General features: G+C 64.7%; 21 protein-coding genes. 6 read left to right on the top strand and 15 right to left on the bottom strand.

Features of this window, described 5'->3' with window-relative positions; all coding sequences use genetic code 11:
• Nucleotides 1-70: 70 nt before the first annotated feature.
• From AB7008_RS19865 to AB7008_RS19820, 10 genes are all read right to left on the bottom strand, one after another.
• Nucleotides 71-1,009 (bottom strand): malonate decarboxylase subunit epsilon, encoded by a 939-nt coding sequence (locus AB7008_RS19865; RefSeq protein ID WP_441259365.1) that lies wholly within the window; start codon nt 1,007-1,009, stop codon nt 71-73.
• A gap of 9 nt (nt 1,010-1,018) precedes the next feature.
• The gene (locus AB7008_RS19860) at nt 1,019-1,969 is read right to left on the bottom strand and encodes an AEC family transporter (RefSeq protein WP_441259364.1); all 951 of its coding nucleotides are present in this window, start codon (nt 1,967-1,969) and stop codon (nt 1,019-1,021) included.
• Nucleotides 1,966-2,847: a triphosphoribosyl-dephospho-CoA synthase MdcB gene (mdcB, locus tag AB7008_RS19855; protein WP_441259363.1), complete on the bottom strand. Its 882-nt coding sequence runs from the start codon at nt 2,845-2,847 to the stop codon at nt 1,966-1,968. Before mdcB ends, AB7008_RS19860 begins: the two co-directional genes overlap by 4 nt.
• A complete protein-coding gene (gene mdcG, locus AB7008_RS19850; RefSeq protein WP_441259362.1) occupies nt 2,844-3,524 on the bottom strand; it encodes a malonate decarboxylase holo-[acyl-carrier-protein] synthase in 681 nt (226 codons plus the stop codon). The genes mdcB and mdcG overlap by 4 nt, the downstream gene beginning before the upstream one ends.
• Nucleotides 3,499-4,221: a biotin-independent malonate decarboxylase subunit gamma gene (gene mdcE, locus AB7008_RS19845; protein ID WP_441259361.1), complete on the bottom strand. Its 723-nt coding sequence runs from the start codon at nt 4,219-4,221 to the stop codon at nt 3,499-3,501. Before mdcE ends, mdcG begins: the two co-directional genes overlap by 26 nt.
• A complete protein-coding gene (locus AB7008_RS19840) occupies nt 4,208-5,146 on the bottom strand; it encodes a biotin-independent malonate decarboxylase subunit beta (RefSeq protein ID WP_441259360.1) in 939 nt (312 codons plus the stop codon). Before AB7008_RS19840 ends, mdcE begins: the two co-directional genes overlap by 14 nt.
• Nucleotides 5,143-5,460 carry a malonate decarboxylase acyl carrier protein gene (gene mdcC / locus AB7008_RS19835; RefSeq protein WP_014496337.1) on the bottom strand — a complete coding sequence of 106 codons (318 nt, stop codon included), beginning with the start codon at nt 5,458-5,460 and terminating at the stop codon, nt 5,143-5,145. The genes AB7008_RS19840 and mdcC overlap by 4 nt, the downstream gene beginning before the upstream one ends.
• 9 nt (nt 5,461-5,469) lie before the next feature.
• The gene (gene mdcA / locus AB7008_RS19830; protein WP_441259359.1) at nt 5,470-7,116 is read right to left on the bottom strand and encodes a malonate decarboxylase subunit alpha; all 1,647 of its coding nucleotides are present in this window, start codon (nt 7,114-7,116) and stop codon (nt 5,470-5,472) included.
• The gene (locus AB7008_RS19825; protein WP_028155825.1) at nt 7,113-7,367 is read right to left on the bottom strand and encodes a hypothetical protein; all 255 of its coding nucleotides are present in this window, start codon (nt 7,365-7,367) and stop codon (nt 7,113-7,115) included. Before AB7008_RS19825 ends, mdcA begins: the two co-directional genes overlap by 4 nt.
• A 94-nt stretch (nt 7,368-7,461) precedes the next feature.
• Nucleotides 7,462-8,247, bottom strand: coding sequence for an alpha/beta hydrolase (locus tag AB7008_RS19820; protein WP_028155824.1), 786 nt, complete (start codon nt 8,245-8,247; stop codon nt 7,462-7,464).
• 305 nt (nt 8,248-8,552) lie between these two features.
• Between AB7008_RS19820 and AB7008_RS19815 the strand changes: the two genes are divergently transcribed.
• On the top strand, nt 8,553-8,894 hold the full coding sequence (locus AB7008_RS19815; RefSeq protein ID WP_028155823.1) for a hypothetical protein: 342 nt from the start codon (nt 8,553-8,555) through the stop codon (nt 8,892-8,894).
• A 334-nt stretch (nt 8,895-9,228) separates the two neighbouring features.
• On the opposite strand, the gene AB7008_RS19810 is transcribed toward AB7008_RS19815, so the two are convergent.
• The gene (locus AB7008_RS19810) at nt 9,229-9,480 is read right to left on the bottom strand and encodes a hypothetical protein (RefSeq protein ID WP_245285642.1); all 252 of its coding nucleotides are present in this window, start codon (nt 9,478-9,480) and stop codon (nt 9,229-9,231) included.
• Nucleotides 9,481-9,656: 176 nt separating this feature from the next.
• On the opposite strand from AB7008_RS19810, the gene AB7008_RS19805 reads away from it, so the two are divergent.
• The 4 genes from AB7008_RS19805 (at nt 9,657) to AB7008_RS19790 (ending at nt 16,485) form a co-directional block, all read left to right on the top strand.
• Entirely contained in the window at nt 9,657-10,829 is a 1,173-nt protein-coding gene (locus AB7008_RS19805; RefSeq protein WP_441259358.1) for an efflux RND transporter periplasmic adaptor subunit, read from the top strand.
• Nucleotides 10,826-13,966, top strand: coding sequence for an efflux RND transporter permease subunit (locus AB7008_RS19800; RefSeq protein WP_441259357.1), 3,141 nt, complete (start codon nt 10,826-10,828; stop codon nt 13,964-13,966). The genes AB7008_RS19805 and AB7008_RS19800 overlap by 4 nt, the downstream gene beginning before the upstream one ends.
• Nucleotides 13,953-14,402: a thioesterase family protein gene (locus AB7008_RS19795; protein ID WP_441259356.1), complete on the top strand. Its 450-nt coding sequence runs from the start codon at nt 13,953-13,955 to the stop codon at nt 14,400-14,402. Before AB7008_RS19800 ends, AB7008_RS19795 begins: the two co-directional genes overlap by 14 nt.
• Before the next feature lie 220 nt (nt 14,403-14,622).
• The gene (locus tag AB7008_RS19790; RefSeq protein ID WP_441261221.1) at nt 14,623-16,485 is read left to right on the top strand and encodes an ATP-binding protein; all 1,863 of its coding nucleotides are present in this window, start codon (nt 14,623-14,625) and stop codon (nt 16,483-16,485) included.
• A gap of 11 nt (nt 16,486-16,496) precedes the next feature.
• Here the strand turns inward: AB7008_RS19790 and AB7008_RS19785 are convergent, their stop codons facing one another.
• Nucleotides 16,497-18,788, bottom strand: coding sequence for an FdhF/YdeP family oxidoreductase (locus tag AB7008_RS19785; protein ID WP_441259355.1), 2,292 nt, complete (start codon nt 18,786-18,788; stop codon nt 16,497-16,499).
• Nucleotides 18,789-19,028: 240 nt separating this feature from the next.
• Here AB7008_RS19785 and AB7008_RS19780 point away from each other — a divergent pair, with 240 nt between their 5' ends.
• The gene (locus tag AB7008_RS19780) at nt 19,029-20,276 is read left to right on the top strand and encodes an oxalate decarboxylase family bicupin (RefSeq protein WP_441259354.1); all 1,248 of its coding nucleotides are present in this window, start codon (nt 19,029-19,031) and stop codon (nt 20,274-20,276) included.
• Between the two features lie 95 nt (nt 20,277-20,371).
• On the opposite strand, the gene cydB is transcribed toward AB7008_RS19780, so the two are convergent.
• Genes cydB through mqo form a run of 3 tightly spaced genes read right to left on the bottom strand, consistent with a single transcriptional unit; the run spans nt 20,372 to nt 24,328 of the window.
• On the bottom strand, nt 20,372-21,358 hold the full coding sequence (cydB, locus tag AB7008_RS19775; RefSeq protein ID WP_248882434.1) for a cytochrome d ubiquinol oxidase subunit II: 987 nt from the start codon (nt 21,356-21,358) through the stop codon (nt 20,372-20,374).
• A gap of 2 nt (nt 21,359-21,360) precedes the next feature.
• The gene (locus AB7008_RS19770) at nt 21,361-22,770 is read right to left on the bottom strand and encodes a cytochrome ubiquinol oxidase subunit I (protein ID WP_441259353.1); all 1,410 of its coding nucleotides are present in this window, start codon (nt 22,768-22,770) and stop codon (nt 21,361-21,363) included.
• A gap of 19 nt (nt 22,771-22,789) precedes the next feature.
• Nucleotides 22,790-24,328, bottom strand: coding sequence for a malate dehydrogenase (quinone) (gene mqo / locus AB7008_RS19765; protein WP_441259352.1), 1,539 nt, complete (start codon nt 24,326-24,328; stop codon nt 22,790-22,792).
• Between the last annotated feature and the right edge of the window lie 30 nt (nt 24,329-24,358).

Genomic DNA, 24,358 nt, shown 5'->3' with positions numbered 1-24,358 from the left:
TTTTTTTGACCTGGCCGCACGCCGATCCGGAGCGCCGTCCGTCCGATTCCGGAACGAAGCTGTTGCCATTTCAGGCGCTGAGATGCCGCGCAAGCCAGTTACGCACGCCCTGAAGACTCCTGAAATCGTCCAGCGCCCGCACCGGAAGGCCGGGCTCGATGCTCGCAACCATCCGGCTCAGCGCATGTCCAGGTCCAAATTCGAGAAATGCCGTGGCACCCGCTTCGAGGCAGCTTTGCAGGCAATTTCCCCACTGCACGGTTTGCGAGATCTGCGCGGCGAGCTTGTCGTGGCCCGTCTCGGCGGAGACGACCGAACCGCCATCGATGCCGCTCAGGATGCGCGCACCGGCGGCCGACGGGAACGCCACCGGCGCCGACCGCAAGACTTCGCGAAACACGACCGACGCCTCGGCGAGCCGTCCGGTGTGGGAGGCAACCCGAACCGGCAAATCGACGATACTTGTGGCGCGCATCGCCCTCGCCTCTCCGGCAATCCCGTTCAATGCCTCCCGGCCACCGCCGATCACGAAGGCATCGCCTGGATTGACGATGGCGATCGCCGCGCCGTGGCGCTCGCAAAGGCGGGTCATATCGTCATGTGAAAGACCACGGACAAAGATCAGCCCGTCGCCGGCGCAGGTGGCGGCGTCCATCGCTTCCGCGCGGCACACTGCGAGGTCGAGCGTGAGGACCGGTTCGAACAGATCTCCCACGCCCCATGCCGCCACCTCACCGACGCTGTAGCCTGCGATGATGGCGCCATGTGGAATGATGTCCCTGAGCCCGGCAGCGGCGGCCAGAGCCTGCAACGTGCATAGAATCTGGCCGGACCGGTTGCGATGCAGAGCCTCGTCAGATTCGGTGCGCACGAAATCGCGCGGATCCCGGCCGCCCAGCAACGTTGCCGCGTGTGCAAACAGGTGCGTCGCTTCCGGCGCGTCGCCCGTCAGGGCGAACATGTCCCGATGCTGTCTGCCTTGTCCCGAGCACAGGATCGCAAGTGTCATGATCGCCGCCTAGTGCGGAAAGAGCACGGCAATCGCGACCGCCATGGTCGCGACGCTGAATCCGGTGCTCGCAATGACCATCGATCCGACCGCGGCCGAGTCCAGCCGGTAGTTGACCGCAAACAGGATGCCGAAAAAGCCGGAAGGCACCGCGGCGAGCAGAATGGCGGTCCTCGCTGTGTCGGGAGCGATTGGAAAGACGTGAGTGATTGCAACGGCTGCGAGCGGCCGAACCACGTCCGCGGCCACGGTTGCGACCGCGATCTTCCAGTTCAGGCGGAACGACTGTGCCGACAGGATGGCTCCGGTGAGAAACAGCGCGACGCCGGCGGCCGAACTCCCGATCAGCGCGAGGCAGGCATGAGCGAGCGCGTCGAGGCTCAGATCCGACACCGAAAACAGGATACCGAACACGGGCGCGAGCACCACCGGCTTGGTGATCGCACGTCCCACCGCCGTCAACATCTGCCGCGCCGCCATTTCCTCGCCACGAGTCCGGGCGGCGTCCATTTCCGCCATGATCAGAGTCACCGGGCTGATGAGGACCGAACCGGTCGCCAATGCGACGGCGACCGGAACGGCGCCCGCCTGTCCCGCGATGGATGTCAGGATTGGAAGACCGACGCCGGCAAGATTTGGAAAGCCGACCGTGAGTGCCTGAATCGACGCATCGGGCCGCGACATCTTGAACAACCTGCGCGCGGCAAGATACCAGGCGACATAGAGCAACGACATCGTTATGCCGAGCACCAGAAAGAGCGGAACCTGCTCGATCATCTCGCTGCGCGACGCCGAGGCAGTCGCGGCGAACAGCGACGCCGGCACGGCGAAATCCATCACGAGTGCGTTGAGAGCATCGACATGGAGATTGTCGACGACATGAAACCTTCCGGCGGTGTATCCCAGCAGCAAGACGAAGAACACCGGCACCAGCGCCATCAGGATTGCATTGGACATCATGGCCCCGGCGCGTCGTGGGCGTCGACGAAGAGCGACATCGCAAGCAGGTCAGCCGAGCCACCGGGACTGAGACGACGGGCGACGAAGCTCTCATGGATCCATCGCGCGCTGACGCGCCAGCCGGGAGCGCGCACGCCGCCGGCGTCGATGAAGCGACGTGCCGCGCGACGCGCAAAACGAAGCCCCTCGAGCCCGCCACGATGCAGCAGATTCGTGTCTTCCACTGACGCAATCAGGGCAAAGCACGCTTCGACCCGAGCCGCTTCCGCGTCCTCGGGCGTGGCAGGCATTGTTCTCCGCAAGGCCGGCACGCCGATCCGGTAGACGCTGGGAAACCCGCTCGCCGCCTCGATACGGGCTCCGCCTGCGCGAAAGCGGCGGCGAGCAGCGCTGCCATGGCTGTGCAGCAGCACCGGACCGTGGAGTATGCTGGCGCCCCAGAGGCGTGCCACGACGTCGCCGAGCGGACGTGCCGGATCGGCCAGCCCGCCGGCCCTCGCACCCGCCGCCGCGCACAATAGGCCAAGGCCGAAGATCGCGCCGCGATGCGTATTGACGCCCGCGGTCGCCTCGAGCATCGCCCGCTCGGCCTCCAGGCCGATGACCCGCAGCACTCCCATGCCGCAGCCGAGCGCGCCCGCTTCGGCAAGGCTTTGGAGGTAGGGCCTGATGGCCGCAGCGCTGCGACGAAACGTGCCGGCATCCATGTCGACGTGACTACCATTGTCGACATGGCTCACGAGCCCCGGCTTGGGCCAGGTTTCCAGCTCCATGGCGAGGCAATCGGCAGCGAAGCCGCCGATGGCCCGGATACCGGACGGCATCTCCCCCCGGCTGGCAACAAGCGGTTCGATGTTTCGCGCGGCCGCTGTGATCATGATCCCATCGCTCCCGAAATGAATCGATCCCTGTCGAGCAGGACCACGCACCCGATGGTCTTGAGCAGAAGCTGGTCCGTGCCGGCATGGAATTCGCGCCAGTTCACCGCTGCACCATCCGCGCGCATCAATTCGCCATCGAGCCGCATCGGCGCATCGGCCTCGATCGCGGCCACGTCGGCGGCGAGCCGATCCAGATCGGTTTCGCGGCGGAACGCGAACAGGACATCGAGGTCGGAACGAGCGGTCACGTAATCGAGCCCGGTCAGCGATTGCCATGCGAGGCTGCCGAACACGCGGACGTCCACCGAATGACGAAGCGCGAGCCTATCGAGCCGATCGAGCGTCGGCCACCAGTTGCGCGGCGCCGAGGCGCGCGCCTGCCGCAGCGCGGGCGGCCTCGCGACCGAGGTGACGTGGTCGATATCCGCGAGAAACGACAGCCGCTTCTTGCCGGCGGAGGGCGGCAACGGCAGGCCGAGCGCAAGGCCGGTCGCTTCGCAAGGCAGAGCGCGCCGCCTGATCGTCGGCCATCCCATTTCGGACCAGCGCGAAACCAGCGGGTCGGCTGCGAGATCGCCGCGCATCCCGATCATCGCGCGCCAACCCTGCGGGCTGACAAAGACGAGGTCGTGGCGACCGGCCGGCGGTTCACCGGGTTTGCAGGGCGAGGTCACGAACGCGCTCCGCGATATCGGCGGCCTTCGGCCGGCCACCGCGCTCCTTGCCGAGTGCATCTCTTCGATCCCGCGCAGCCGGCATGTCGGCGAGCAGCGCCTCCAGCTGGTCTGCGAGCGAGGTGGCGTCGCTCCATGTCATATGAACGGCACCCATCTGCTCAAGATTGGAGAGCCCCGGCGCGAACACCGGCGTCGATTTGGCTTTCTCCTCAAGAGCGGTCATCGACAATTTGGTAACCTTCGCCATCGACGGCAGATCCATCACCGCGGGAGAGGCGCTGGGCAATCCGACCAGCACGCGCGTCGCAAGGCCCGTCGCAAGCAGGGCCCCCGCCGCCGAGTGGCCGTAGAGGAGGCCGATGGTCGGGCGGCCGTGCATGTCCGCGTGGATCAGCACTTTCGCCATATGGGCGAGGAATTCGTTGAGCCCGAGCAGCTCGTCGCGCTTGCTCATGCGCTGGCTGTCGCTGTCGACGAGCACCAGGATCGGTCCGCTCCCCCGGTCGATCGAATCCAGGACGTGCGCGGAAAGTCTGATCGCCTCGTCGACGCCGAGCGCAGTCCGATCCGCAACACCAATCACGAGTATCCTTCCGCCGGACCGCAGCGTCGCAGCGCCGGCAAGGACGCCATTATCGTTCCTGACCTCATGGCCGTCGGGAAACAGCGAGGCGAGAATGTCATCGAGCGTCACGGCTGTTCCTCCCGATCCTGTTAGCGAGTGCAATGAACTGGTCGGCCGGCAATTCCGGAACCGTTTCCGCATCCGCAACACCTTCCACGGTCCAGATATCGACGGCGTCCTGGCAAGCACCGAAGCGGCGCAACCTGTCGGCCAGACGCCCCTGCTCCGCCCTGAGCCGGTCGAGGTCGAAGGGGCCGATCAACCCGATCAGCTCGAGTGCGGCCTCACGAAAATCCTGCACGGTGTCATCGGCGAAGACGTCGGCCGCACCGAGCAGCCGCCGGTGCTTGCCGCCCATGGTGCGCCAGACCAGGGCACGGTCACGGGAGTCGAACTCCTCGACGCCGCGATTGGTCTCGATCACCTCGGGGCCCGAAACCGCGATGCGTCCCGCCTCCGACACGGCGAGCGCGGAGCAGCAGCCTGCGATCAGACCGCCGCCGCCATAGCAGCCGGAGCGCCCACCGATCAGGCCGATGACCTTCACGCCGGCACTGCGCGCCTCCATCACCGCGCGCATGATCTCGGCGATGGCGAGCTCACCGGCATTGGCCTCCTGCAACCGGACGCCGCCGGTATCGAGCAGGATCAGAACGGGGATCGATCCGATCTCGCGCGCTGCGCGAAGCAGACCCGTCAGCTTGGCGCCGTGCACCTCGCCGAAGGCGCCGCCCATGAAACGTCCTTCCTGCGCGGCGACGAACACCGGCGCGCCGCCGAGCCGGCCATGGCCGACGACGATGCCGTCATCGAACTGCTCGGGAAGGCCGAATATCTCCAGATGCGGACTGACCTCGCGCTGTTCCGGCCCGATGAACTCGACCAGGCTGCCGGCATCAAGCAGCAGATCAAGCCTCGTCCGCGCCGATGCCTCGTTGAAGCTCGTGCTGCGGGCCCGTTCCGCCGGGGCGACGTGCTGGAGCGGCGCGGTCATCGGTCGCTCCCCGCGATCAATCGCACCGCCTGCGCCAACCGAAGCGAGACCGTGTCGGGGCGCGCGCCGCCGTCATTGATGGAGAATTTCAGCCCGCCGGGCGAATAGCGCTCGACGAAATCGCCGATGACGGCGCTCCAGACCTCGCCGAAGCCCATAGCCGCGGTCTTGATCTCGACCGCGCATTCAGCATCCGGCAGGACGCGCTCCACCAGCACTTCCAGATTGCCCGACGCGACCACGCCCACGATCGCGCTCTGCCTGATACCGCCCGCGCGCTCGCGAACCGGGTGATGAAAGCTGAGATCTTCCATGGCCTGTCCTCACCAGTTCCTGAATTTCGATGGCGGCGCGTAGAGCCCGCCCGACCAGCGCACGAGATCCTTGATCGAGCGCGCCGCCAGCATGTTGCGATCCGCATCGAGCGGATTGATGCCGATATCTTCCGGCCGCCGGATCACGCCGCGCTCGCGCAGCTGCGCGACCATGCTGCGATCCCGCCCGCGACCGACATCGGTGTATCCGGCGACGCCGCGGATCGCCTGCTCGCGTTCTTGCGCCGTACGGCACAACAGGAGGTTCGCCACCCCCTCCTCGGTGACGATGTGCGTGACGTCGTCGCCGTAGATCATCACGGGGGCGAGTTCGAGGTTCAGCTTTTCGGCGAGCTCGATCGCATCGAGCTTCTCGACGAACAGCGGGACGTTCTTGTCGCCGAAGGTCTCGCCAATCTGCACCACCAGCTTGCGGCCCCGGCGCAATGGCGCCGGGCTGTCCGGATCGGCCTCCGCGCCGGCCTTCAGCCAGGGCTCGCTCGGATGCCTGCGCCCGCGCGCATCCGCGCCCATGTTCGGCGCGCCGCCGAACCCGGCGATGCGCGATGTAGTGACGGTCGAGGAATTTCCCTGGAGATCGATCTGCAGCGTGGAGCCGATGAACATGTCGCAGGCATAGAGCCCGGCGGTCTGGCAAAAGGCGCGGTTGGAACGCAGCGAGCCGTCGGGACCGGTGAAATAGATGTCGGATCGGGCCCGGATGTACTCGTCCATCCCGACCTCCGAGCCGAAGGAGTGGATCTGCCGGACCCAACCGGACTCGATCGCGGGAATGAGCGCGGGATGCGGATTCAAGGCGAATTGGGTTGCGATCCTGCCCTTCAGGCCCAGCCTCTCGCCGAACGTCGGCAGCAGGAGCTCGATCGCGGCCGTGCTGAAGCCGATCCCGTGATTGATCCGCTGCACGCCATAGGGCGCGTAGATGCCCTTGATCGCGAGCATCGCGGTCAGGATCTGCCCCTCGGTGATCGCCGCCGGATCGCGCGTGAACAGTGGCTCGACGAAGAACGGCTTGTCGGACTTGACGACGAAATGGACGCGGTCCGCCGGGATATCGACCCGCGGAACCGTCTCGACGATGTCGTTGACCTGGGCGATCACGACGCCGTCCTTGAACGCCGTTGCCTCCACCACGGTGGGCGTGTCCTCGGTGTTCGGACCGGTGTAGAGGTTGCCGTCACGGTCGGCGCTGACGGCGGCGATCAGGGCGACGTGCGGGGTGAGATCGATGAAGTAGCGCGCGAACAGCTCGAGATAGGTGTGAACCGCGCCCAGCTCGATCTTGCCGCCGAACAGCATGCGCGCGATGCGCGCCGATTGCGGCCCGGAATAGGCATAGTCGAGCCGTTTCGCGACCCCGCGGTCGAACAGGTCGAGATGTTCGGGCAGAACGACGCCCGACTGCACCATGTGCAGATCGTTGACCTTGGACAGATCGACCGCCAGCAGCGCGCGGCTCAGGAGATCCGCCTGCTTCTGGTTATCGCCTTCGAGGCAAACCCGGTCGCCAGGCCGGATCACGGCTTCCAGCAGACGCGTGGCGTCGGACGCTTCCACGACTTTGCCGTGGGCAAGCCCGGCACCGGCCGCGATGCGGGCATCGCGCGCGGCGCGGTTGTTCTGCCAGCTCGTCATGACCTTGGCCCCCTTGCGGCGTTGGCTCCGCTCCAAAGCGATCCCGGATTGGCGCGGTCGGGATGAAGCGCCAGCATCGCCTCGTAGAGTTTGACAAGGACCGCATCCCGCTCGCCGTAGATCAGCGTCGACGAATTCGCGACCCACATCGGGTCCGGATTGCCGGACGGCAGATCGCGGCTCAGTCCAGCCCGCTTCACCGTCGTCACGTCCCAGTCCAGGATCGTGCCGGTCGTCTCGATCATGCTCATGGAATTCTCCGGAGGGGCAGTCAGGCCGGCGGGAGTGCTGTCTCTCCCGCCGTCCTTCCTTCTGCCGGCCGTGCGTCAGGACCGGCAAAACGCGTCAGCGGGTGGCCGGTTGATCGATGCTGCGTGCGGCACGGCTGATGATCTCCGCTACTTCCTTCGGATGCGACTCGTAGACCGAGTGGCTTGCACCCGGGATCACGGTGGTGTGGCTCTTGGCGCGCTCGTAATACCAACGCTCGAGATCCGGATTGATGATCTGGTCGTTGCCGGCGACGATGCCCCAGCTCGGCTTGGTCTTCCACGCGGCCGCCGTCAGCGGCGTGCTGAACACCTGCGTCGCGGCCAGAACCTGGGAGCGTGATTCGAACTCCGCCTGCTCGCGCGGCAGATCGGGCGCGAACAGCTTGGGGAATTGCACGGGATCGAGATAGGTGAATTTGTCGGGCGTGACCTTGATGGCGCCTTCGGTCTTTCCAAGTACGCTCGGCGTCTTCTTGCCCAGCGCCGCTTCGTCCTCTCCGACGTCGGGCGCATGCGCAGCGACGTAGACCAGGCCGACGACATTGGGATGAACACCCGCCTCGGTGATAATCGAGCCGCCATAGCTGTGGCCGACCAGAAGCGTCGGGCCATTCTGGAGATCGAGCAGCCGCTTCGCCGCCGTGACATCATCGCCAAACGACGTCTCGGGCTCCTGCAGCATGCTGACGCGGAAGCCTTCCTTGGTCAGGATCTCGTAGACCGGCTTCCAGCCGGACGCATCGACCCAGGCGCCGTGCACCAGGACGATGTTCTTCGGGGGTTCAGCGCGCGCCGGGGCGACGGTCGCGAACAGGGAGAGAGCGGCGGCAAAGGCGAGGCCAGCGTTGAGGTGTTTCATGTCGGGATCACTCCGGGTTGGAATGGTGCGACAGTAGTGTCGACGCTTGGGCGCGTATTTCGGCAAACAACGGCCCTTGCCACTTCGCACGTTGGGACATGCCGATCGCGACAACGGCTGCTCGCGTATCCTCGGGACACTGCCTAGCTAAGGCGCGCACTGCAAAGCGCAGCGCATATGTCAGGCGTACAGACCTCTCATGACTGTGAACGGCCGGCGTTCATACGCGAAAGACTAACGATCCGCTTTGTCATTCAAGGGGTCGCATCTGATGCTGCTTGAACTCCATGCATGGGATCGGACACATGACATCCACGGCAAATCTCCAGATCGCGCTTCTCATCCTGTTGTGCGCAGCTTCGCCCGCGCGTGCAGGCACTTGTGCGGACGACATCGAGAAAACCCAGATCCAGCTGGATCAGGCCATCGAAAAAGACGCGGGCGCCCACGGTTGGCAGCGGGAAAGCCTCAGCGCGCTGCGCAGTCATCAACCGACGCCTCGCTCGATTGCAGAGGCCGAAGGCGGCCGCGGTGCGGTTTTCACGGATGCGCTGGATTCGCTTGATCGCGCGCGTACCGCCGATCAAACCGGCGACACAGGCACATGCAGCCGCGAACTCGCGCATGTGCGGGAAATTCTGAAATAGCGCAATCGAACCGAAGCCAAAGCCGGCCAACGGCGCTGCCATCGGCGAGGCAACTCGGCGATGCGGCCGCACGAACGCGAATGCCCGCTCATGACGCGTCGAATGCCCGTTGCCGTCGTGCAGCCGGGTAGCGGGACGTGCGTTCTGGAAATACCCCGCCGCTCCGCCCCTTTCTAGTATTCGACAGCATTCACCGGAGCATTTCCATGCGAGAGCAGCCCTCATCGAACGACGTCGGCTCGGGAAGATCCAGCTCGCGCCGGTTCACCCTGATACAGCCCGCCGTGGCACTCACGGCGAGCATGCTTTGGCTCGTCCCGGCTGCGACGTCCGCTCAAACGACCATGCCGGGAATACAGCCTTCCACCGGCATGCTGGCGACGTCGCCGCTCAATCCGCAATCCACGCGGCCCGTCGGCGTTCCACTGGGATCGACCGAGATCGCAACGCCCGGCATTTCGCCGCTTAATCCGGCGCAAAGCACGGCGGGTTGCGCCGGATCCGGCAATACCGCCTCGCCCGGAGCGTTGTTCGACGGCGGCGGACTGTCCGGAGGCTCATCCGTCACCTGCAACGGCAGCATCACGGCGGCGTCTCCCCTACCTTCGGCATCGACGGTCGGACGCGTCGGGATACCGCTCGGAGCCACCGAGCTCGGCGGCGCCGGAATCAGTCCGTCCGTCCCGGTGCAAGGCCCTGCCGCAACGGACAGCACGCCTTCGATCGGTGGCTCAAGCAATCCCTGACGTCCAGGACGCTCTCATGAAACGAAATCTCGCCATCGCGCTTGTCGCTCTCGCCGCGATCCTCATCGGAGCCGGCCTCTGGTTCTTCGCCGCGGACCGGAAGCCGGTCGTCGCAACCGCGCCAGTGCCCGCGGCCGTACCGGTGGTCACCGCCACGGTCACCGGCAAGGACGTTCCGATCTATCTGCGCGGCATCGGCACCGTGATCGCCTACAACACCGATGTCGTCCGCAGCCAGATCCAGGGACAGATCGTCAAGATCGCCTTCACCGAGGGACAGACCGTCAAGGCCGGCGATCTGCTCGCCCAGATCGACCCGCGACCCTACGAGGCCCAGATCGAGCAGCTCACGGCCAATCGCGATCGAGATCAGGCTCAGCTCGCCAATGCCGAAGCCAATCTCTCCCGCTACAATAAACTCGGCGACAAAGGCTATGCGACCCCGCAGCTGATCGATACGCAGACCGCGCAGGTGGCCCAGCTCAAGGCCGCCGTGAAAGCGGACCAGGCGCAGATCGACGAGGCCAACGTCCAGCTCAGCTATACGCGCCTGACATCGGCCATTCCCGGCATCACCGGTGTCCGCCAGATCGATGTCGGCAACGTGATTCATCCGACCGACGCCAACGGTCTCGTCGTCGTCACCCAGATCGAGCCGATTTCGCTGCTGTTCACCCTTCCACAGACGGATCTGCCCGTGATCCAGGAACACACTGCAAAGGGCCAGTTGAAAGTCATCGCCTACAGCCAGGACAACAAGATCAAGCTCGGCGAAGGCACGCTGCTGCTCGTCAACAACGAGATCGCAGGCACGACCGGCACCGTCCAGCTCAAGGCCGAGTTCGCCAATCACGAGCACCGGCTGTGGCCGGGACAGCTGGTGAATGCGCGGCTGCTACTGAAGATTCAGAAGGATGCGCTGACGGTCGCCGGCTCCGCAGTCCAGCAGGGCCCGAACGGCAGCTATGTCTATGTCGTCGCCCCCAACCAGACCGCTTCCTTGCGTCCTGTTCACGTCGCGCAGATCAGCGAGGGGCAGGCCCTGATCGACCAGGGACTGAAATCAGGCGATACCGTCGTCGTCGACGGTCAGTATCGGCTGACGGAAGGAAGCCAGGTTCGGGAACTGCACGGCAAGGCCGCGCGCGAAGCCGACCTGCAAAGCTCCGTGCAGGACGCGCTCCCATGAACCTGTCCGCGCCCTTCATCCTGCGGCCGATTGCAACCGCTCTGCTGATGGCGGGCCTGCTGCTGTGCGGCCTCGCGGCCTATCCCCTGTTGCCGGTCGGCGCGCTGCCGAACGTCAACTACCCGACGATCCAGATCTCGGCGCAACTGCCCGGCGCCGACCCCGGAACCATCGCCTCGTCGGTCGCCACGCCACTCGAACAGCAACTCAGCCAGATCCCCGGCGTCACGCAGCTCACCTCGTCCAGCGCACTCGGCGTCGCCCAGCTCACGGTGCAGTTCGAGCTGTCGCGCACGGTGGACAGCGCGGCGGTCGACGTGCTCTCCGCGATCAATGCCGCGAGCCCGTTCCTGCCGCAGAACATCCCCTATCCACCGACGATCAGGAAGGTGAATCCGGCGGAAACGCCGATCATGCTGATCGCGCTGACGTCGGACTCGCTGCCGATGACCACGGTGGATGCCTACGCGGAAAACATCCTGCTGCCCAAGATTTCCCAAGTGCCAGGCGTGGGCCTGGTCGGGATCGGCGGCCAGCAGAAGCCCGCGATCCGCATCCGCGTCAATCCGCAGGCGCTTGCCGCCCGCGGCATCGGCCTCGAAGACGTCCGCACCGTGATCGCCGGCGCGAATGTCGACCTGCCCAAGGGCACGCTCAACAGCCCGCGCGTCACTTATACGCTGAATACCAACGACCAGTTGCTGAAGCCCGCCGCCTATGAAAACCTCATCATCGCCTATCGCAACGGCTCGCCGGTGCGGCTGCGCGACATCGGCTCGGCGATCGAGGGGCCCGAAAACGACCTGCTGGCCGGTTGGTACGGCAAGGACCCCGCCATCATCCTGGCCGTCCAGCGCGTCCCCGGCGCCAACGTCATCGAAACCGTCGATCGCATCAAGAAACTGCTGCCGCAACTTCAGGCCTCCGTTCCGCCGGCGATCAAGGTGACGATCGCTGCCGACCGCACCGCCACGATTCGCGCCGCGGTTTCCGATGTGCAATTCACGCTGATGTTGACCGTCGCCTTGGTGGTGATGGTGATATTCCTGTTCCTGAGGAATTTCTGGGCCACCGTCATCCCGGCGATCACCGTCCCCCTGGCGCTGATCGGCACCTTCGCGATCCTCTATGTGCTCGGCTACAGCCTCGACAACCTTTCGTTGATGGCGCTGTCGATCGCGGTCGGATTCGTGGTCGACGATGCCGTGGTGGTGATCGAGAACATCGTGCGCCATCTCGAGCAAGGCATGACCCCGATGGAGGCGGCGCTCAAAGGCTCCAGCGAGATCGGCTTCACGATCGTCTCCATCACGCTGTCGCTGATCGCGGTGTTCCTCCCGCTGTTCCTGATGGGCGGCTACGTCGGAAAGCTGTTCCAGGAATTCGCCGTCACGATCACCGCATCGCTGCTGCTGTCGCTGGTCATCTCGCTCACTTTGACCCCGATGATGTGCGCGCGCCTCCTGAAGGACGAATCGCGGAGAAAGCACGGCCGGCTCTATCTCCTGTTCGAGCGCGGCTTCGATGGCCTGCTTGCGCTGTACGCACGCGGCCTGCGCGTCGTGCTGCGCCATCGCTTCGTGACGCTGCTCGTGATGCTCTCGACCATCGCGCTGACCGGTTATCTCTATGTGATCATCCCGAAAGGCTTCTTCCCGCAACAAGACACCGGACAGATCGTCGGCATCACCGAGGCCGCCCAGGACATCTCCTTCCCCGCCATGTCCGAGCGCCAGCAGGCGATCGTCGACGTCCTGTCGAAGGATCCGGCGATCCAATCGGTGGCCAGCTATATCGGTCCAGGCGGGCCGACGGCGACCCTCAACCAGGGACGCATCTTCATCGTCCTGAAGCCGAAGCCCGAACGCAAGGCAAGCGCCGACCAGGTGATCGCGCGGCTGGAACCCCGGCTCGCCCATATCCAGGGCATCAAGCTTTACATGCAGTCGGCCCAGGACATCACGATCGGCGCACGCCTGTCGAAGACGCAGTATCAGTTCACGCTGACGGACGCCGATTCCAACGAACTCACCCACTGGTCGGCGATCTTCCTGGACAAGCTCCGCGCGCTCGACCTCATCACCGACGTCGCCAGCGACCAGGCCAATGCCGGCCCGAGGCTGGAGGTCACCGTCAATCGCGAAGTCGCCTCGAGCTTCGGCATCCTGCCCACGACGATCGACAACACCCTCGACGACGCCTTCGGCCAGCGCATCGTCTCCACCATGTTCACCTCGCTGAACCAGTACCACGTCGTGATGGAGGTCGATCCAGCCTTCCAGTATGGGCCCGACGCGCTCAAGGACATCTATCTCAACTCGGCGACCGGCCAACAGGTCCCCCTGAGCACGCTGGTCCACAGCGTGATCATGCCGGCGCCGATTTTGATCAATCACCAGGGCCTGTTTCCCTCCGTCACGATCTCGTTCAACCTGCGGCCCGGCGTAGCGCTGGGGGATGCGGTGACGGCGATCCAGAAGATCGAGACGGACACCGGCAAGCCCGCCTCGCTGTCGACCTCGTTCCAGGGGAACGCGCAAGCCTTCCAGTCTTCCCTGTCCGGCACACCGTTGCTGATCGGGGCGGCGCTGATCGTGATCTACATCATCCTCGGCGTTCTCTATGAGAGCCTGATCCATCCGATCACGATCCTGTCGACGCTGCCTTCCGCCGGCATCGGCGCGCTGCTGCTGCTGCTGGCGGTCCACATGGATCTCAGCGTCATCGCCATCATCGGCATCATCCTGCTGATCGGCATCGTCAAGAAGAATGGCATCATGCTGGTCGACTTCGCCCTCGAGGTGGAGCGCAAGCAAGGGCTGAGCCCTGAGGAAGCGATCTACCAGGCCTGCACGCTCCGCTTCCGTCCGATCCTGATGACGACCATGGCCGCGCTGCTCGGCGGTGTGCCTCTGATGCTCGGCAACGGCACCGGCGCCGAACTGCGCCAGCCGCTCGGCTATACGATCGTCGGCGGCTTGATGGTCTCGCAGATCCTGACGCTCTACACCACGCCCGTGGTCTACCTTTATCTCGACCGGCTCGGCAATTGGCTAACCGGGCGCAAGCCGCGCGCGGCCGCGACACCCACTCCATCCACGAGCGAGGCAGATACGTTGAGCCATGAATCCGCTTGAGAAGTTGACCGCCGGCATGACGGCAGAGAAGCTGGTGACCGTCACGGCGGAGATGACGGTCGGCCACGTGGTCCCGGGAATGCCTGAAGTCTACGGCACGCCAATGATGATCCTGCACATGGAGATGGCGGCGGGATCCGCGATCCAGCCGTCCCTGCCGACCGGCTATGTCAGCGTCGGGATGATGGTCGACGTCCGTCATCTGGCGGCGACGCCGGTCGGCCGCACCGTGCGCGCGGTCGCACGAGTCGTCGCCGTCGAAGCCAGGAGCGTCCTGTTCGAAGTCGAGGCCTGGGACGGCGGCCGCAAGATCGGCGACGGGACCCATCGGCGCGGCGTTGTCGATGTCGCCGAGTTCGAGAGGCGATTCGGGGTGACGAAGTCGGCCTTGGCTTGCGGAATCCTTCCCGCGGCAACATCCCGGATCTGCGCGTAGGCTCGCATGGTGACGCCGTGCGTTTTGACAAAGGGTCCGCGAAAACGCAAAAGACCGGTTTTCCGCGGTGCGGTACATCGCTTGCATCACGCGTCCGGACATCCGGGCTCGGGAATTGATCTCATGCCCCGGCGAGTATCCCTTGGACCTCTTCAATCTGCTGGCCCAGTCCGGACTCGCTCACGAAGGCAAGGAACCCGCGACGGTCCGGCACACGGGGATGGTCAGTCGCGCACCGTGGCTTGACCGTTCGCGGTACGCCCATCCCGCCCTTTGGCTCCTGGGAGGCGCCGCGCTCGGCGTGTTGTCATTCACTTGCTTCCTGCTCGGAATCGACCTCACCACCAGCGCCCTCGCCCTGCTGGTCGTCGTTGTCGTGTTGTCGCTGCTTGCGATCGCAAGCTTGGTCAGGCGGCAGCACCGGCTGGAGCGAGACGACGTCTTGCGGCGGCGTCAGGTTGCCTATCTCACCGAGGCCCAGAAGCTCAGCCACACCGGCAGCTTTGGCTGGAACGTCGCCAGCGGCGAGCTGTTCTGGTCCGAAGAGACGTTCAGGATATTCGATCTTGAGCCGACCTTGCCGCCGTCGCTCGACACCATCCTGAAGCGTACGCATCCCGACGATCTCAATGCCGTACGTGAGGCACTCGATCGCGCCGCGAATGACAGGAACGACTTTTCCCTGGAACATCGGCTGATCCTGAACGATGGCTCGATCAGGCACATTCGCATGGTCGCCCGTGGAATGTCGGAAGATCGCGGGCAGTTTCAGTTCGTCGGCGCGGTCATGGATATCACCGCCCAGAAGAAGGACCACACCGAGCTGGAGCGGAGCGAGCAGCGCTACCGCCACCTGTTCGGCCGCATGCCGATCGCCCTCCGTCAGCTCGACGCCAGCAGACTGGTGGTGCTGTTCCGAAAACTGCGAGCCGAGGGCATCAAGGACCTCGGCAGCTATTTCGACAGCCATCCCGACTTTCTCCGGACCTGCATGGACGCGCTCTCGTTTCAGGAAGCCAACGAACGGGCCATCCAGATGTTCGGAGGAGGCGTCGACGGCTATGTCGGGCGTTCCATGTCCGACACCTGGCAGGCACGCCCGGATACGTTTCGACGGGCCATGGAGTCCCGCTTTCGCGGTGAAACGAATTTCGAGGAAGAAACCAAGATGGTGACGTGGGACGGCCGCGTCGTCGACGTTCTCTTCACCACGGCCCGCGTCGGTCCAATCAATGATCTCGAAATAAGCCTGGTCGCCACGATCGACATCTCGCAACGCGTCCGCGCCCAGGAGAGGCTTCGGCAGGTGCAGGCGGAGTTCGCGCATGCGGCGCGCGTCTCGATGCTCGGCGAGCTCACCGCCTCCATCGCGCACGAGGTCAACCAGCCTTTGGCCGCCATCGCGACCAACGCCGCTGCCGGTCTGCGCTGGCTGAACAGGCCGATCCCCGACATGGCCGAGGTCCGCAGTACAATCGAAAATATGGCCACGGATACGAGGCGGGCCGCGGACATCGTGGCACGTGTTCACGGGATGGCTTCGCGCAAGGCGCCGGAGCGCGCTGTTCTGTCGCTTGACGATGTCATTCGCGAGGCGCTTCTGTTCCTGCGCCACGAGATGGAATCCCGCGGCGTAACGATCCTGCACCGTCCCGATACGGAAGCTGCGCTCGTGCTCGGCGATCGCACCCAGCTCCAGCAGGTGATCGTCAATCTGGCCATCAACGCCGTGCAGGCGATGACGCAGGCGGGACGCGACCATGGCAGGATCGTCATCACCACCGCCGCGCAGGACGCGACGACGCTGTGCTGCTCCGTCGAGGACAACGGTCCCGGCATCTCCGCCGAACATGCCGGCCGGCTGTTCGAAAGCTTTTTCACGACCAAGGAGTCCGGCATGGGCATGGGACTGCCGATCTGCAGGTCCATCGTTGAAGCGCATGGCGGCCGGATCGACGCCGAAGGCCTTGGCGTCGAAGGCCTTGGCGTCGAAGGCCTTGGCGCCGGCGCCCGGTTCTGGTTTACGCTGCCGATCGCGACACCGGCGTCATCGCCGCCATCCGATCGGGACGCCGACGCCTGACACCGCCCGCTCTATTGCGCCGGAGCGGCCGAGCGCACCAGGCGGATCGGGATGCCCTTGAATGACGGCGTGAAGCTGAGGGGATCGCGGGCATAGAGCGGCACCAGCGGATTGGTCTCCGGATAGTACGCGGCACAGCAGCCGGTCGGAAACGAATACGCCACCACGCGGAAGTCGCGCACGATCCGCTCGGCGCCATCAGTCGACTCCGTGATCAGGTCGACGCGATCACCATCCGCGAGCCCGCGCTTCTTCAGTTCATATTCGTTGAGGAAGACCACGTCGCGCTGGCCGAAGACGCCGCGATAGCGGTCCGACAGCGAGTAGAGCGTCGTGTTGTACTGGTCGTGGCTGCGTATCGTGCTGAGCCACAGGAAATCCGGATCGGCCTGCGGCGGGTCCTCGCCGCATCCCTCAAACACCAGGAAGTTGGCCTTGCCGGACGGCGTTGCCCAGATCCGCTCCCGCGCGGTCGAGGTCAGATGGAAGCCGCCGGGAATGCGGATACGGGCATTGTAATTTTCGAAGATAGGGAAGACGGCCTCGATCGCATCCCGGATACGATCGTAGTCGCCGACAAAGCCGTCCCAATCGACCACCGTGCGCTCCCCGAGCGTCGCCTTGGCGAGGCCTGCGATGATCGCGACCTCGCTGAGAAGATGCTCGGATGCCGGCTTGTTGCGACCGCCGGAGGCGTGGACCATCGACATCGAATCCTCGACCGTAATCGACTGCGGCCCCGTTTCCTGAATGTCGATCTCGGTTCGCCCGAGGCACGGCAGGATCAGGGCGGCGCGGCCATGGATCAGATGGCTGCGGTTGAGCTTCGTGGAGACGTGGACGGTCAGATCGAGCTTGCGCAGCGCGGCCTGCGTCGCCTGCCAGTCGGGTATGGCCGCGGCAAAGTTGCCCCCCATCGCGAAAAAGACCTTAACTTCGCCGCGGATCATTGCCTCCAATGCCGTCACGACGTTGTGTCCCGGCGCGCTCGGCGGCTTGAAGCCGAAGCGGTGCTCGAGGCGCTCGAGGAAATCCACCTTTGGGATCTCCGTGATCCCCACGGTTCGGTCGCCCTGCACGTTGGAATGACCGCGAACCGGACAAACGCCGGCGCCGTCGCGTCCCACATTGCCGCGCAAGAGCGCAAGATTGGCGATCTGCTGCACGTTGTGCGCACCACGCTGGTGCTGGGTAATGCCCATGCCGTAGACAAGGATGGCGCGCTCCGCCTTCATATAGGCGCCGGCGGCATATTCCAGGTCCTCGCGCGTCAGGCCGGACTGGCGTTCGATGTCGGGCCATTGCGTTTGCTTGAGATCGTCGATCAGCGCTTCGATGCCGGCGGTGTGCCCGCGAATGAAATCCCAATCCAGGATCTCCGGCTGCTCGGTCGCACGGGCGGCCTCGTCCGTTTCGACGAGGATCTTCATGATCCCCTTGAGGACGGCGACGTCGCCACCGACACGAACCTGGAAAAGCTTCGAGCTGATCGTCGTCGACGACAGCGTCATCATCTCAACCGGGCTCTGCGGCGCCTGGAAGCGCTCCAGCGCCCGCTCGCGGAACGGATTGAACGAGATGATCGAGGCCCCTCGGCGGGCCGCGTTGCGGAGGCTGGTCATCATCCGCGGGCTGTTGGTGCCCGGATTCTGGCCGAAGATGAAGATGCAATCGGCCTTGTCGAAATCCTCCAGCAGCACGGTGCCCTTGCCGACGCCGAGCGATTCCGGCAGGCCGACGCTGGTCGCCTCGTGGCACATGTTCGAGCAGTCGGGAAAGTTGTTGGTGCCGTACTCGCGCACGAACAGCTGATAGAGGAAGGCGGCTTCGTTCGAGGTTCGTCCGGACGTATAGAAGTCCGCCATGTTCGGATCCGGCAGCGCATTCAGCTCGCGGCCGATCATGGCGAATGCATCGCCCCACTGCACCGGGAGATAGCGGTCGGACGCGGCGTCATAGGCCATCGGATGGGCGAGCCGACCGACCATTTCGAGATCGTAATCGCTCCAACTCGCGAGCTCCGTGACGGTGTGCTCGGCAAAGAATTCGGGCGTGCAGCGCTTCGATGTCGTCTCCCAGGCGATCGCCTTGCCGCCGTTCTCGCAGAATTCGAATGACGAGGTGTGCTTCGGATCGGGCCAGGCGCAGCCGGGGCAATCAAAGCCCTCCGGCTGATTCATCCTGCTGAGCGTCGCTGCGCCCTTCAGCGGCGCGCGCTGCACCAGAAGCGCCTCGCTGAGCGCCTTGAGCGCGCCCCAGCCGCCGGCGGGTTCACGGTAGGGACGAACCGATTTCGTGGTCATCTCGATATCTCGCGGTAGGGCAATTCTCCGGGCCAGTTAAGGATCGCGCGGGCAGAGCCGTCTTTTCAAAACGAAGCCGAATTTCGCAATTGCACATGTTCGGAGCCGGCCGCAGCAGCCAGTGCATTCCGGCAAAAAGAGCGCGTTCACGGAAGCTGAAACGGCGCCCGGAAACTAGGTTTGTGAGTTGGAGCCCCGTCGCTACGGAGGGCTTTCGACATTTTTCAGGAGCGACCCAAGATGTTCTCAAGACGTGATTTGCTGGCTATGTCCGCGGCAGGCGCCGCCATGGTCGGCTCCAGCGCGCAGGCCGCAACCTTCGGCAATCCGGACGAGCCGCCGCAAGGCGCCGTGAACGCCAAGAGCCCCGGAAGCCTGTCCGATCCCGGTCCTCAAGATCCGGACCTTGCCAAGCACTTCCCCTCAGCCCAAACCCCGCCCACGACGGACGTCGGCGGCCTGCCGACGGATTGGGCCTCGTTCAACAACGCGCCGAGGCGCATCCAGAATGGCGGCTGGGCCCGTCAGGTCACGGTCAAGGATTTCGCCATCTCGAAAGAGATCTCCGGCGTGAACATGCGGCTGGCCGCCGGCGGCATCCGCGAGTTGCATTGGCACCAGGCGGCCGAATGGGCGATCCTGACCTACGGCTCCTGCCGCGTCACCGTGCTCGACACGCAGGGGCGCCCCTATGTCGGCGACCTCAAAGCCGGCGACCTCTGGTATTTTCCGTCGGGCGCGCCGCATTCGCTGCAGGGCCTGGGCCCCGATGGTTGCGAGTTCGTGATCTGTTTCGACGACGGCTACGCCGATGAATTCAACACGCTCCTGGTAACCGACTGGTTCGCCCACACGCCGCCCGAGGTGCTGGCGAAGAACTTCGGTGTTCCGGCCGAAGCCTTCGCCAAGATCCCGCTGCACAACCGCTGGATCTTCCAGGGGACGGTGCCCGGAGATCTCGCCGCCGATCGCGCAGCCGTCGCCAAACATGCCGAAGCGCCGCCCTATCCGTTCGTCTATTCGCTCGGCAGTTCGGCGCCGGTGAAGGAAAGCTCCGCCGGCAGCATCCGCGTCGCCGACAGCACCACCTTCAAGGTTGCCACCACCGTCGCTGCGGCGCTGGTGTCGATGCCGCCGGGAGCTATCAGGGAAATGCACTGGCATCCGAATGCCGATGAATGGCAGTACTATATCAAGGGCAAGGCGCGGATGACGGTATTCGACACCGGCCCCAATGCGCTGACGACGGACTTCGCGGCAGGCGACATCGGCTATGTCCGGCGCAATCTCGGCCACTATGTCGAGAACGTCGGCGACACCGAATTGCAGTTCGTCGGCGTGTTTCGCGCGCCCCGCTACGAAGAGGTGTCGCTCTCCTACTGGCTGACGCACACGCCACCCGCGCTGGTCGCCCAGCATCTCAACATCGACGAGAAGCTGATCGCCCAATGGCCGGACAACAGCCCCGGCGTCATGCCAAAATCCTGAACCAACCTCGCAAGAGTTCTGAACGAGAAAGGCGCCGAAACCGGCGCCTTTCTTTTTATCCGTGACAGCTCACGGCAACTTCGAGCGTGCAGCCGTCAGTAGTGATCGGCAGCAGGGGCCGCCTTGCCGCGGAAGACGCGATAGCCGATCGCCACATAGAGCAGCATCAGCGGGAATACGAACAGGCCGGCGCCCCAGAACATGAATGCGAGACTTGCATGAGGCGCCGCGGCCTCGTCGATCGTGACGACGAACGGAATCATGTAGGGCCAGAACGACAGGGCAAGCGTGGCGAAAGCCGCGACGAAGATCAGGGCAACCATATGGAACGGCCAATAGTCGTCATGGCGCAGGATGCTCTTGGCCAGCACCGCGGCCGCACCCGCGCCGATCACGGGAAACACGAACAGATAGGGCCGGTCGGTCCAGCGTTGCAGAATCGGAAGATGTTCGACAAGCGCATACGCAAAGACGATGACCAGGAAGACCAGGACACCGATCGCCAGCGGCGGGATCTGACGACGTGCGGCATCCCGAACGGGACCTTCGCACTTCCGCACCAGCCAGCAGGCGCCGAGCAGCGAATAGCCGAAGCAGAGCCCGATCCCGCACAGCGCGGAAAAGGCGGTCAGCCAGCCGAGCGTTCCGCCGGTATAATCGCCGTTGGAGAACTGGAGTCCTTCGACCAGAGCGCCGACCATCGCGCCCTGCATGAAGCTGGCGGCAAACGAGCCCACGACGAAGCTGACGTCCCAGACCCAGCGCGAACTGAGCGCCTTGCCGCGAAACTCGAACGCCACGCCGCGCAGGATCAATCCGAGCAGCATCACGAGAACAGGGATATAGAAGGCCGACATCACCATGGCGTAGACCACGGGAAACGAGCCCCACATGATCACGCCCGTGACGATCAGCCAGGTTTCATTGCCGTCCCAGACCGGAGCGACCGTGCTCAGCATCGCATCCCGTTGCGGCTCGCCCCCGGCCGCCCCGAACAGCATGCCGACGCCGAGATCGAAACCGTCGAGAAGGAGATAGATCAGGATACTGATGGCAAGAAGGGCAACCCAGTACATCACCATGGCTATTCTCCCGCCCCGAGATAGCTGCGTGCGGCCGGCACCTGATCGGCGAGCGACATCGGCCGATTGGGGACGGGAACGTGGAGCGGCCTGCCGCCGAGTCCCGCCGGGCCGGCACGTAGCAGCCGATAGATGTAATACGTCCCGAACGAGAAGATGAAGGCGTAGACCGCGAAGAACAGTATCAAGGAGGTCATCGCAGCCGACGCGGTCAGGAACGGCGTCACGGCGTCCGCAGTCCGCAACACACCATAGACCGTCCATGGCTGGCGCCCCACTTCCGCGGTGTACCAGCCGGTAAGGATCGCGACCCACGGCAGCGGGAAGCTGAGGAAGATACCCCACAGCAGCAGGCGGTTCCGATCGAGCCGATGCTTGAGGCCGAGCCAGGTCCCGAGCCAGGCCAGTCCCAGCATCACGAAGCCGCAGCCGACCATGATGCGGAAGGCAAAGAACGGGATCAGCACCGGCGGCCGGTCCTGCGGCGCGAAGCTGGTGAGGCCGACCTCCTTCGACGTCAGGCTCATGCTGCCGATGATGCTCCCGAGCACCGGAATCGATATCGCGTATCTGTTCGATTCGGTGCTTGAATCCGGGATCGCGATCAGCACCTCGGAGGCCGGTTGCTCGTCATGCCAGCGCGCCTCGATCGCGGCGAACTTGGCCGGCTGGTAATCGTGGACATAGTCGCCGACGAGATGCCCGATGAAGAGCTGGACCGGCAGCAGCACCGCCGCAAGCGCAAGGCCCATCCGCAGCATGACATGGGCTTCGGGACGATAGGTCCGCCGCAGCAGATACCACGCGCCGGTTGCCGCCACGCAGAACGCGCCGGTCAGGTAGGACGCGAGCAGCATATGCGGAAACCGGACCCAGACCACGCGATTGAAGATGATCTGCGTCCAGTCATCAGGCACGAACTGGTCGTTCTGCAGGACGTAGCCGGTCGGCACCTGCATCCAGCTGTTGTTGACCATGATCCAGAACGCCGAAAGCGTCGTCCCGAGCGCGACCATCGCCGTCGAGAACAGGTAGAACCACGGCGGCACCCGGGGGCGACCGAAGATGAGGATGCCGAAAAAGCCCGCCTCCAGCATGAAGGCGGTGAACGTCTCGTAGGAGAGCAGCGGGCCCTGGATCGGGCCCGACATCTTCGAGAGCACGCTCCAGTTCGTTCCGAACTGAAACGCCATCACCACGCCCGACACGACGCCCATGCCGAACGCCACACCGAAGATCTTCAGCCAGAACGCGAACAAGGTCCGGTAGACGGGCTTGCCACTGTACTGGTGCATCGCTTCGAGCACGGTGAGCCAGGCGGCAAGCCCGATCGTGAACGCCGGGAAGATGATGTGGAACGAGATGGTGAAGGCGAATTGCAGCCGCGACAGAAGGAGCGCCGTCGGGTCCATCGGACATTCTCCCGTTGGTTCACGCCCGCTTCGCGGCCGCCGGCGCGCGTGCGGCCGGCTGCGGAATGTTGTCGACCTTGAGGACCGCGGCGGTCGCTGCACGAATCTGGCGACAGAAATCGGCATCGTCGATCAGCGACACGCCATAGGACGGAATGATCTGCTTCAGCTTGGGCAGCCAGGCGCTTGCCGTCAGCTCCCCGGCGAAGCACTTCTCCAGCACGCTGATGGCGATGAACGCGGCCGTAGAAGCTCCCGGTGAAGCACCGAGCAGGGCCACCAGCGAATGGTCATCCGCGCCGACGAGCTCGGTCCCGAACTCGAGCAAACCGCCACGCGTGACGTCCGGCTTGATGATCTGGACGCGCTGGCCCGCGACCTGCAGCCTCCAGTCCTTCGGGTCGGCCTTCGGGAAATATTCGTCGAGCGCGGCGAGCCGGTGTCCCTCGGATTGCAGCACCTGCCCGACCAGGTATTCGGTGAGATCGAAATTGTCGCGCGCCACCGAAAGCAGCGGCTCGACGTTGGCGGGACGAATGGACTCGAAGAGATCCAGCAGCGAGCCGTGCTTGAGGAATTTGCTCGAGAAGCCGGCATAGGGACCGAACAGCAACGAGTGCTGGCCACCGATCACCCGCGTATCGAGATGCGGCACCGACATCGGCGGGGAGCCGACTGCGGCCTTGCCGTAGACCTTGGCATGGTGACGCTTGTTGATCTCGGGATCGTCGCAGCGCAGCCAGATCCCGCTGACCGGGAAGCCGCCATAGCCGCGCCCCTCCGGGATGCCGGATTTCTCCAGCAGCGGCAGCGCACCGCCGCCGGCACCGATGAAGACGAACTTTGCGCGGACCGACCGCGTTTCGCCGCTCGCGGTGTCCCGCACTTCGACGCGCCACCGGCCGCCCTGCTCCCGGTCAAGACCGGTGACGCAGCTGTTGTAGTGGACCGCGCAGCCCGGCTGGCTGACCAGATGCTTGACCAGCAGATGCGTCAACGAGCCGTAGTCGACGTCGGTGCCGGTGACGATCCGCGTTGCGGCAACCGGCTCGTCGCCACCTCGTCCGTCCATCACCAGCGGCGCCCATTCAGCAATCTTGCTGGGATCCTCGGTATGCTCCATCCCCTCATAGCAATGATGGGCCGACATCGCCTTGAACCGCTTCCGGAGAAATTCGACGTTCTCCGCGCCGTGCACGAAGCTCATATGCGGCACCGGATGGATGAACGCCCGCGGATCCTCGATCGCTCCGCGCCCGATCAGGTAGGACCAGAACTGCCGGGACAGATCGAACTCCACGTTGACCTGGAGCGCCTTGGAGATGTCGATGCTGCCGTCGGGCCGCTGCGGCGTGTAGTTCATCTCGCAGTTCGCCGCGTGGCCGGTGCCGGCATTATTCCAGGAGTCGGAGCTTTCCTGCGCGCAATCCCCGAGAATCTCATGCATCTGGATCGACAGGGAGGGCTCGAGCTCCTTGAGAAAGACGCCGAGGGTCGCGCTCATGATGCCGGCGCCAATGAGGACGACATCGGTCTCGCGGTCGGAAGCTGCTGACATGGCTTTTTCCTTCGTCGGGTGTTGTTGCTT

The organism is Bradyrhizobium sp. 521_C7_N1_3, from assembly GCF_052075975.1.
Taxonomy (GTDB): domain Bacteria; phylum Pseudomonadota; class Alphaproteobacteria; order Rhizobiales; family Xanthobacteraceae; genus Bradyrhizobium; species Bradyrhizobium japonicum.
This window is presented reverse-complemented; position numbering and strand designations above follow the sequence as displayed.